Genomic DNA, 10,422 nt, shown 5'->3' with positions numbered 1-10,422 from the left:
CGAGTCCGATTTTAGCAAATATCGCGGTCAGCGCCGCAAAGGTTGCTGATGCAAGCTAGCCAGGTAAAAGAAGCTAAAGTTCTGCCGTGTTTGATTTAGACGCGACTACCAAGTCTCGCTCGCGATTGTCGCTAAATTTTGCTCCATTTATATAGAAAAATCGTCAAAAGCGCGCTCTTGCTCCGCCTAACGCTAAGAGAGATCTGCTTAAATTCTGCTCCGATGCCCCTCAAAAAAGCAAACTTTAAGCCCAAACCTACTACTCTAAAAGTTCAAATTTTACAAATAAAGGATACTGAATGAAAAATTTCATATTTTTCGCACTTTTGGCTCTTGGCATCGTAGGCTGCGCCGTAAGCACCGCTCCGACGCCTGCAGGCAACTTACGCTCGCTAAAATCCGAGATCGTAAACTACACTCGTCAAAGCTCCACAGCTTACGTCTATACGTTTAAAGACCTATCCAGCGGCGAGCTCTACACCGCTCACGCAAGCAGATATTATGCGGCTGCGGGAGATACTGCCTACATAAGTACCGCAGCAGGCGCTATCACCGATATGCGAATCATCTCGCGCAAAGCGGGTTCCGTTGCTCCGCGCGCTTATGACATCGGCAAAATCGAGACCAAACAAATGCATAAAAACGACGCTATTGCTGTACCAGAGAGCGAAAATATTAGCTTTTAATCCCACGCGATTTTTAGCCGCTGCGCCCTTGAAGGTAAGCTAGCCTGCTTTTAATTTGCGATGAACGCTTTTGTTTCGTTCTCTACTCTTACGAAGGCAATAGCTCCTGTTTTTAATCTAGCGGGCTGGCGCGATTTGCTTGCGCTTTAAAGTCCGCTGATTCTTTATGCGATTGCCTGCATAAATTTTATATTTTATAAGTTGTGGAATTTTATATTTCACAAAATTCTGCGCTACACATCTTACTTATATGGCTCGGCTCGCATTTCATATCCACTTCTTTCGCGCTTAAATTCCTTGCTAGTGCCATTTTGTCCGCAAAATTCTATATTATAGAAATACAGCCACGCTAAAATTTTAATTCGAGGAATTCTTATAAATTTACTTTCTCGCAGTTTTTCGCGCACTGCTCGTTCTCAGTGCTTGTATTCTTAGCCGATAAGATATCGCGTAGATTTTTAAAACCCACGCTTTGCAAATTTTGTGTCTTGAAATTTCATTCATAAAATTTCACGTCGTAAAATTTTATCAAATTTCTCCCGCATGAAAGAGGTGTTGCCGTCTGTTTACCGCAGCCTGATATAATCCCCATATCGAAATTAGAACTCCTTTCAATAATCGGCGAGGCCTGTGTGGGTCTCGCTTTTTTTATGCCCGTTAAATTTGGGTTTTCGGTAAATACTCGGTAACAATTTGGTAAAATTTTAGTATTTTTCAGCCTATTTTAAGCATATAATTTGTCATTTTGTGCTACTATTGCGCTTACAAACTTTTAAAGGAGTTCAAAATGAAACTAGTTAAACTTAGTTTAGCGGCAGCAGTCGCTGCAGGTGCTCTTGCTATGAGTGCAAGTGCTGTTCCGTTAGAGGAAGCTATCAAGGATGTGGATCTAAACGGATACGCTCGTATGCGATATACACACAATAATGAATCCGATAAAAATGTCCACCGCGAGAAATCTAGTGTCTGGGAATTCAAATCCGAAGTAGATTTCAAAGCTAAAATCGACGATAACTTTTTCGGTGTAGTCGGTGTTAGGTTCATGGATAGAGATAACGGTCAGACTTTTTCATCTTCAGACGGTGTATATCTTCAGGAGAAAAATGAAGAGGATGATGAGTCTCAATTTGATATTGCCAAGGCCTACTTAGGATATGCTATTGGCGGCACTACGATTACAGTTGGTCGCCAGGGTATAGGTTCGTTCTTTACGGATGATATGTATGGGGACGGTGTTAAGATTACTAGCACCGATATCGAGGGGCTAACTCTTACTGGCTTTTGGATGGACTCTTTAGAGAATGATAGTGATATTGGCAGCCTTAAGTGGAATAGAACAGGTGCAATGGCTCCATTAGGAGGAAAATTAACTACCGATCATAATCTATATGGCATAGGGGCTATGGGTTCATACGATCCGGTAGCTTTCCAACTATGGTATAACTCTTTAGAGGATGTAGCCGATCTTTTCGCTGCAGAGTTAGCATTTAACTTTGATATTTCCGATGATTTCAATATTGGTTTAAAAGGTCAATATGCATTTTCTGATTTTGACAAAGCGTCTTATGGCCATTGGAATAACATTCCTGTTCCACCAGTGTTTGTTGCAGAGACTGATGTAGGTGATGCAGATTTTTGGGCTGCAGAGGCTAGTATGGGTCTATTCGGTATCGATTTAGCTGCAGGTTATTTAAGATTTGAGCCTGATAATAAAGATCGCGCTTCTTTTGTATCCTTTGAAGATCAAGGCTCCTTTATCAGCCCGGGTGAGCAGTTGCTAGATTATACGAACTTTACTGGTAAAAATCATTATTGGTATGCAGTAGCAGGCTATACTATTCCTGATACTGGTATCAGAATCGGTGCCGATTACCTAGATGGTAAGTCAGCTGGTAAAGATGCATACGAAGCAGTAGGTAGAATTTCTTATAAATATAATGAAAAGCTAAGCTTCAAAACTTGGTATTCGCACTATAAGATTGATGGTGCTGCAGGGGCTGCCGATGAGAAAAATGATCGAATTAGATTCGAGGCTAAATACAGCTTCTAATTATTTACCTTATACAGGTAAAATTAGGGCGAAGCTTTTGCTTCGCCCTTTTTAAATTTAAAACCAAGGTTTTTTATGAAAATTTTTAAAATTTCTTTTTTAGCATGTTTTTTTACTTTCGCTCTAAATGCTGCGGATAACACAAACGACGATACATACGTATTTGAAGCCAAAGGAGAGTTTGCCAAAGAGCTAAAATCCCTAATCGAAAAGCATTCTAAAGATGAAAATGTAACCGTAAATATCTATAAAAATACTCCGGTCGCAGGTAGTAAAACCCATAGCGGCAAGGTAAATCGAAATATAAATTCTTTAAAAGAAAAAGGCGGAGCGATCTTTGCCGAGAAGTGCGCTTCCTGCCACGGCGAGAATGGCCAAAAAAGAGCTTATGGAGTATCGCGTAAACTCAAAGATATGGACGCCAAAGAGATCTCGATAGCTATGTCGCAATACACTACAGATCTAAGTTATGGTGGCAAGACAAAAAATATCATGCAGCCGATCGCCGCTAAGACGGGCGCTACGGAGCTAGGCTACATCATTGCTTATCTAAAAGGCGACGATTCGTTCCTATACGATAGCTCGTCTAGTAGGAGCACGAATACTGAAATTTCGACCGCCCCGAGCGAGCAGGGCTCATACCTAAAATAAAGGAGCGTAGATGAAAGTAGCGATCGTTTTGGCAAACGGTTTTGAAGAGATCGAGGCGGTAAGTTTGATCGATATTTTGCGCCGCGCGGAGATCGATGCAGCATCCGTGGGGCTGGATAAGAAATGCGTCTGCGGTGCGCACGGCGTAGAGATGATCGCCGATGAAATTTTAGACGATATAAAAGTTTCGGAATTTGATATGATCGTTTTGCCAGGCGGCTTGCCCGGAGCCGAAAATTTGGCAAAGAGCGAGAAGCTGGGGCAGATACTGCGCAACTTCGACGCAAACAATGCCAAGATCGGCGCAATATGTGCTGCTCCGTGGGCACTAGCCACCGCAGGTGTGCTAAAAAGCTCTTACACTTGTTATCCAGGTTTTGAAAATCAGATCGCTCACCTAGGCTATACAAATGCGGCGAATGTCGTAAAAGATCAAAATATAATGACTTCGAAAGGTCCTGCTACTGCGATGGAATTCGCACTACAAATCGTCCGTGAGTTAAAAGGCGAGCAGGTTTATTCCAAGCTAAAATCCGATTTGCTTTTTAAATAAAATCTCAAGTTAGAGCCGACTCCAGCGCGCCTTATTTTGCCATCTGTAAAACGGGGTGCGTGATTTTGCCACGCCTGAGAACTACAAATTTTATCTTACTCTGCACGTATAAATAGCCACAATATTTATTCTGAGTATCCGTAAACGACAAATGGAATTCTTGCAACTCAAATTTTAGATCGAAAAACGCAAAAGGTTTTATGAGCAACAGATGAAATTTTATTGGAGCTAGTCGCTATTGAAACTAAACCTTACCGTCGCGACGGCGTGAAGCGTAAGCATAAAATATTGTAGGCGTATCCTCAAAAGGGCATCGCTGAGCTGAATAAATTTTAGTGTGGCACCTTCGCGATGCACTCGCTAGCAGAAGTTAAACAGATCGCGCAAAACGTGCTAAATAAGGGTATCGGCGTGATCAAAAACGATAAGATCACGCTGGATATAAATTTGATCAAATAGCGACGTCAATGTGTCAAGAGGCAAAACGGCGCAGTTTTTGAAGGTTTTGTCGGTAAAGCTCAGATTTATCGGGAAGAATATAAGCTTGTAGTGCGCGACAAAAGCGTTATGTAGAATTCTTAAAAAAGGATAAAATTTAGCGCTTCTTTAAAATATCGTCGTTTAAAAATGTCGCGCTGCTTTGTATTGTTTTAATAACGCGGTCTTTAGAATTTTGCGTTTTGTAGGGTACGGGTCTGTGTGCGATCAAATTTACGCGCCCGATTTTCGCCGTGAAATAAAAAATCCCCAGTATCGTCGCGTTTAGAAACACTCCAAAATATATCCGTTCTAATCCCCATATCCCTATGCTGGCGGCATAAATGGGCACAAAAATTATCGCGATTAAGACCGGATAATAATCCGAAATTTTATTTTTGGCAAGGATTACGGTCGTAACGATGGCATATGCGATGAGCGTAAAAGGAGAGATAAGCAAGAGTGCAAAAAGCGCGTTTATGCGCTGATAATCTTCGTGCCCGATTAAGACGCAAAAACTACAAAACGCGAGCGTTATGATAAAAAATAAAGGCAAAATCCACCGCGTTTTCACATCGCGCCCTTTAAGCAGCGATAAAAAGAGCAGATGAGAACCCAGTGCAATACAATAATAATCAAATATAACCGATGAGCTTAGAAACGTGAGCGGTATGCCGAGCAGCGTACCCGGTCCATCAAAATATACCCCACTAAACATAAGCCACGTGATAAAGAGTATAAAAGCATATTTCAGACCCGCATAAATGGCGCAAACACAGATACTAACAAGGATAAATCGTATAAATTTGCTCATTTGCCTTTTCCCTAAATTTAAGTGATTATAGCAAACCGCGACAAACGAACGGCGTAAAATTTTAAATTTAGCCGTGCGCTCGCCGAATCCGTTGCCGATCGCGAGCTCGTGCGCGCTAGAAGCACGCCCAATGTCTTCGTATTATTTCATCCGCGCCCGCGCCGCAAGATAAAATTCATAAATTCTAAATCCGTTTTGCGTTATCATTGCGCTAAATTTAAAATTTTACGCAAAGGGGCTCATATGAAAAACACGGCATTCATAACGGGCGCTACGAGCGGCTTTGGCGAGGCGATTGCCAGGGCTCTTAGCGCGCAGGGTTATAAGATCGTTGCGCTTGGGCGGCGCAAGGAGCGGCTACAGAAGCTAGCCGACGAGCTAGGCAATACGCACATTATCGCCGCGGACATTCGCGATAAAGCTGCGGTGTTTGACGCCGTAAGCGCGCTGCCTGCAAATTTCAAAGACGTCGAGGTGCTCGTAAATAACGCAGGGCTTGCGCTCGGGCTTGAGGGGATCGCGCAGACGTCCGTAGAGGATTTGGAGACGATGGTCGATACGAATATAAAAGGCGTGCTGTATTCGACCAAGGCGGTGCTGCCGCTGATGATCGCGCGCGGCAGCGGCTATATCTTCAATCTCGGCTCGACTGCGGGCGCGTGGCCCTATCCAGGTAGCCACGTTTACGGCGCGAGCAAGGCGTTTATCAAGCAGTTTAGCCGCAATATCCGCAACGACCTGCGCGGCACCGGTATCCGCGTGACGGAGATCGCGCCGGGAATCTGTAAGAGCGAGTTTAGCGAGGTGCGCTTTAAGGGCGATCTAGCGCGCGCCGCAGCCGTGTATGAGGGGGTCGATGCGATCCTGCCCGAGGATATCGCGCAGATCGTACTAAGCTGCCTAGCGATGCCGCACCGAGTCAATATCAATGTCGTAGAGGCGATGGCGACACAGCAGAGCTGGGCTGGGCTTTTTATCGAGAAGCATTAAATTTTAAGGCGAGAAAATGAAAAAAATTATATTACTAATGTTTTTATCGGTTGCCGCGTTTGCGGTGGATGATGCGACCAGACAGCATAATGCCGAGCTTTTCGGCATCTGGACGCTGGTGCCGCCCGTCGTGGCGATCGCGCTTGCATTTATTACCAAAGAGGTGATTCTGTCGCTTTTCATCGGCGTTTTTAGCGGCACCTATATGCTAGCAGTCGTTAACGACAATCCGATCTCCGCGCTTGTGGGCAGCTTTACCGATCTAGTCGCGCGCGTAGTGGGCTCGATGGCTAGCAAAGGCAACGCGGGCGTGCTTTTGCAGGTGCTTTGTATCGGCGGCGTGGTCGCGCTGATTAGCAGGACGGGCGGCACGAAAGCAGTGGCGCTTTGGATTAGCAAGCGCGCTAAAACCGGTATCTCAGCGCAAATTTCAACGTGGATTATGGGTCTTTTCGTATTTTTCGACGATTACGCAAACGCACTGATCGTAGGCCCCGTCATGAGACCGATCACCGATAAATTTAAGGTCAGCCGCGAAAAGCTCGCTTTCATCATCGATGCCACCGCCGCACCGATTGCGGGTATCGCGCTAATTTCTACCTGGGTAGGGCTCGAAGTCTCTCTGATAAGAGCGGGATATGATCAGATCGGCGTGCAAAACGTAAACGCCTTCTCGATCTTCGTACAAACCATGCCGTATCGCTTCTACAATCTTTTCATGCTCGCTTTCGTGGTTTACGTAGCGTTCATGCGTAGAGATTTCGGACCGATGCTCTCGGCCGAAAGGCGCGCGGCGACGGGCGAAATCCACTCTAAAAATTCTAACATCGCCGAGCTCGAAGATAAAACGCTAGAGCCCAAAGAGGGGATCAAGCCGCAAGCCTCAAACGCCGTTATCCCGCTTATAGTGCTAATCTGCGGCGCATTTGCGAGCTTTTATTTTAGCGGACTAAGCAAGCTGCAAGGCGACGCTCTAGCGGCCGCAAAAGCCGCTCCGCTAAGCTTTGCGACGCTTCAGGCGACGTTCGGCAACGCAAACTCGTCGGTTGCGCTTTTTCAAGCGGCGCTTCTTGCTACGGTCGTGTCTATATTTATGAGTGTTTACCGCAAAATTTTTAACGTCAGAGAGGCGATCTCTACGTGGATCAAGGGGTGGAAGACGATGATCGTTACGATTGTGATCCTGCTGCTTGCCTGGTCGCTCAGCTCTGTCATCAAAGAGCTCGGCACGTCGCGTTATCTAGTCGATATGCTAAGCCAAAACACGCCGAAATTCTTGCTTCCGGTAGCGATTTTCGTGCTGGGCTCGTTCATTAGCTTTTCGACTGGTACGAGCTACGGCACGATGGGAATTTTAATGCCGCTTGCCATACCTTTGGCAAACGCCGTGGGACTTCACTACGGGCTTTCGGGCGATGCGCTTCACGCCTATATGATCGTAAATATCTCGGGCGTGCTAACCGGCGCGATTTTCGGCGATCACTGCTCGCCGATTTCGGATACCACGATCCTTTCGTCGATGGGCGCGGGCTGCGATCATATCGAGCACGTAAAGACGCAGATGCCTTACGCTCTATCCGTCGGAGCGGTCGCCGTGGTGGCAGGCTATCTGCCCGTAGCGCTAGGGCTTAGCGTCTGGATCGCGCTGCCGATGGGGCTTGCCGTTACATGGGCTCTCGTGCGGTTCGCAGGTAAAAAGATAGAGGAGTAGCTCTCACAAATTTTAAATTTGCTTTTAAATTTTGAATTCCGCAGCGATGCGGATTTCTATCCGGCGGAATTTTGCTTTATCCCGCAGAATTCCGCTCTGTAAAATTCCGTCGCGCGGATAAAATTTTAAAGCGAAATTTCAAAAACGCGCGGGCAAATTTTAAAAGCCAAATTTAACTAGCCGTATTAAAACGGCGCGTGCACCTGCAATTCAAAATTTTCAAAGTAAACGGATAGTAAAATACCGATAAATTTCAAACAAGGAGAATGAAATGAAAAATCCTAAAATGTTCCTCTGGGGGGGGTGTTAGCTGCTTTATTAGTTGGCTGCGGCGATGATACCGAGGTAAAGACCAAGGAATATTACGACGCGCATCTTGACGAAGCCAAAGAGGTTTTAGCGAAGTGTGATTTCAATACCCTTAAAGATGGAAGTAACTCATATAAGAATTGCTTGAACGCCAAAACGGTCGTAGAGGAAAAGAGTATGGCGTATACTGTTGATTACTACCTAGAGCATTGGGACGAAGCTCAAGCTATCATGGAAAAATATAAAGACAAAGAACCCGCAGATCCAAATAGTGTCGAAGCCGTTAATTTGAGACATGCTTATGACGCTTCTTTTATAAGAAGATCAAATACTCCTTTGAAAATAGAATAAATCAAATTTTGAACTCTTAATACATTTTAATACTCTGTGCCTTCTGCGCAGAGTAAATTTGCCCTGCTCAGCGCTGAATTTTGCAGTATAAATCTCGCCCGCGAAACGATACGGCGCGAAATCTTGCTTTACGGATTTTGGAATTTCAAATTTAAAGCCTGCGAGCTTTTGGCTAGCACAGAAAAGACTTACGGGCTGCGCGGCGCCTTAAAATTTAATCATTTTAAAATTTACGCCGTGCGCCTTGCCTAAATTTCTCTCGGCGGCGGTGAAATTTCGCAGTGCGGTATCCTAAATTTCACGATCTCACATGCCGCTAGTTAAATTTCTCGGCGGCGGTTTGCGCTGCGCGCTAAATTTAACCTCGCGTACGCACTTTATCCGCGCCCTAGTCTAAATTTAAAATTTCAAATTCGCAGCGATAGTTCGTGTGACGTGAGGTAACTCCTAACATATGGCGATCTCGGCTTACGCTATTAAATTTGAAATGGTGGCGGTAATGACGGCGTCTTGCCCCGTCAAATTTTAATTTTCGCGCGCCGGGTGGTAGCGAGACACCATTGCTCGCACGCCGTTGCGAAGCCGCTTCTAAATCATCAAGCCGAGTTAAATTTTTTAGCGCGCCGAAATTTTAGTCTATGCGGCGCGATTTACGAAACGGCGAAATTTTGAGTCTGCGCTGCGATTTATAGCGCATCAAAAATTTTAACTTTCACGGCACGATTTGCGATGCACTAGAATTTTAATTTGCGTGGCGCGATCCGCGGCGCTATAAAATTTCAATCCGCGCTGCGGCGCACGGGCGCACTGCCTAGTCGATTGCTCGCATCGCATCGAGCCGCTTTAAAAACAGTTCCACCTTGCGCAGCTGCGCCGCATCTAGCGCCCTGCCCGAGTAAAAATACTCCACGCTGTTGCCGTTCGGATAATTCACTCGCGAAATACCCGCCTCTTCGCTTCGCGGCTCAAATTCTAAGGACAAATCCGCGCCGTCTCTAGAATAAAGCTTAAGCTGCGAATTCGCATCTACGGCGCGCGGCGACATGCGGCGTTTGTCTTCGCCGCACTGCTCTACGTCGTGTGCATAGCCTGCCGACCCGCCGCTCTTGCCGCACTCTTTTGCATTATTTTTGCCGACATAGCTTTCGTTGCCCCCTCCTGCGCCTTGTTCGCTACTGCTACTTTCATCGCTCCCCTCGTCCTGCTTGCTCTTGCCTTTTACGCTCTCTCTGCCCGCGTCTCGTCCTTCCGCGCCAAATTTGCCGGCTTGCGCCGACAAATTCGTATCAAATTTTACGTCGTCCTCGGCGTTAAATTTAACCGTCCGCGAGGGCAAATCCTCGCCGCATGCGAGCTTCAGCCCTCCGCCCAGCTCGCTTGCCAGGCGGTTTAGCGTGCCGTCGATGCCGTCGATGATGCGCACGTGAGGCGGTAAAATTTCGCGCAAAACGTCCTTGAAATAGTTAAAATGCGTGCAACCAAGCACGAGCGAACCGAGGCGTTCAAGCTCAAATTTAGCTAACTCCTCCCGCAGATACGCCCGAACTGCGGGCGAGCCAAACTCCAAATCCTGCGCAAACTCCACGAGACGGGGCAGCGGCAGGCTCCACGTCTCGCACTCCAGCCGCCCAACGAGGCGCGCGAGCTTCTCGCCTGCGATCGTTAGCGGCGTGGCGATGAGCAGCGTCGGGCACGCGCCGAAGCTGTCCGCGGCGAGCTTGATAGCGGGCTCCATGCCGATAACCGGCACGCTAAAAGCGCCGCGAAGCTCGGAAATAGCCGCGCTCGTGGCGGTGTTGCAAGCAACGACGACCGCGTCCGCGCCGCGCG

The 10,422-nt window shown here is 46.6% G+C and carries 9 protein-coding genes; 7 read left to right on the top strand and 2 right to left on the bottom strand.

What is annotated here, in order from left to right:
• Positions 1 to 299 precede the first annotated feature (299 nt).
• From Q0224_RS02685 to Q0224_RS02670, 4 genes are all read left to right on the top strand, one after another.
• Positions 300 to 686 carry a hypothetical protein gene (locus Q0224_RS02685; RefSeq protein ID WP_297948918.1) on the top strand — a complete coding sequence of 129 codons (387 nt, stop codon included), beginning with the start codon at positions 300 to 302 and terminating at the stop codon, positions 684 to 686.
• A gap of 787 nt (positions 687 to 1,473) precedes the next feature.
• Positions 1,474 to 2,736 carry a major outer membrane protein gene (locus tag Q0224_RS02680; protein ID WP_297948916.1) on the top strand — a complete coding sequence of 421 codons (1,263 nt, stop codon included), beginning with the start codon at positions 1,474 to 1,476 and terminating at the stop codon, positions 2,734 to 2,736.
• Between the two features lie 75 nt (positions 2,737 to 2,811).
• Positions 2,812 to 3,387, top strand: coding sequence for a c-type cytochrome (locus tag Q0224_RS02675; RefSeq protein WP_297948915.1), 576 nt, complete (start codon positions 2,812 to 2,814; stop codon positions 3,385 to 3,387).
• 10 nt (positions 3,388 to 3,397) lie between these two features.
• Positions 3,398 to 3,940 (top strand): DJ-1 family glyoxalase III, encoded by a 543-nt coding sequence (locus Q0224_RS02670; RefSeq protein WP_297948912.1) that lies wholly within the window; start codon positions 3,398 to 3,400, stop codon positions 3,938 to 3,940.
• A 595-nt stretch (positions 3,941 to 4,535) separates the two neighbouring features.
• On the opposite strand, the gene Q0224_RS02665 is transcribed toward Q0224_RS02670, so the two are convergent.
• On the bottom strand, positions 4,536 to 5,231 hold the full coding sequence (locus Q0224_RS02665) for a hypothetical protein (protein ID WP_297948910.1): 696 nt from the start codon (positions 5,229 to 5,231) through the stop codon (positions 4,536 to 4,538).
• Between the two features lie 243 nt (positions 5,232 to 5,474).
• Between Q0224_RS02665 and Q0224_RS02660 the strand changes: the two genes are divergently transcribed.
• The 3 genes from Q0224_RS02660 to Q0224_RS02650 all read left to right on the top strand — a co-directional run bounded on the left by Q0224_RS02660 (position 5,475) and on the right by Q0224_RS02650 (position 8,592).
• On the top strand, positions 5,475 to 6,221 hold the full coding sequence (locus Q0224_RS02660; RefSeq protein WP_297948908.1) for an SDR family NAD(P)-dependent oxidoreductase: 747 nt from the start codon (positions 5,475 to 5,477) through the stop codon (positions 6,219 to 6,221).
• Between the two features lie 16 nt (positions 6,222 to 6,237).
• Positions 6,238 to 7,932, top strand: a complete 1,695-nt coding sequence (locus Q0224_RS02655) for a Na+/H+ antiporter NhaC family protein (protein WP_297948907.1) — start codon at positions 6,238 to 6,240, stop codon at positions 7,930 to 7,932.
• 303 nt (positions 7,933 to 8,235) lie between these two features.
• Positions 8,236 to 8,592 carry an EexN family lipoprotein gene (locus tag Q0224_RS02650; RefSeq protein WP_297948905.1) on the top strand — a complete coding sequence of 119 codons (357 nt, stop codon included), beginning with the start codon at positions 8,236 to 8,238 and terminating at the stop codon, positions 8,590 to 8,592.
• 811 nt (positions 8,593 to 9,403) lie between these two features.
• On the opposite strand, the gene Q0224_RS02645 is transcribed toward Q0224_RS02650, so the two are convergent.
• On the bottom strand, positions 9,404 to 10,422 hold a 1,019-nt coding region (locus Q0224_RS02645), incomplete at its 5' end, for an aspartate/glutamate racemase family protein (protein ID WP_297948903.1).

This window comes from uncultured Campylobacter sp. (genome assembly GCF_938002845.1).
GTDB lineage: Bacteria > Campylobacterota > Campylobacteria > Campylobacterales > Campylobacteraceae > Campylobacter_B.
Note: the sequence above shows the minus strand (reverse complement) of the source record. Positions and strands in the feature narration are given on the sequence as shown.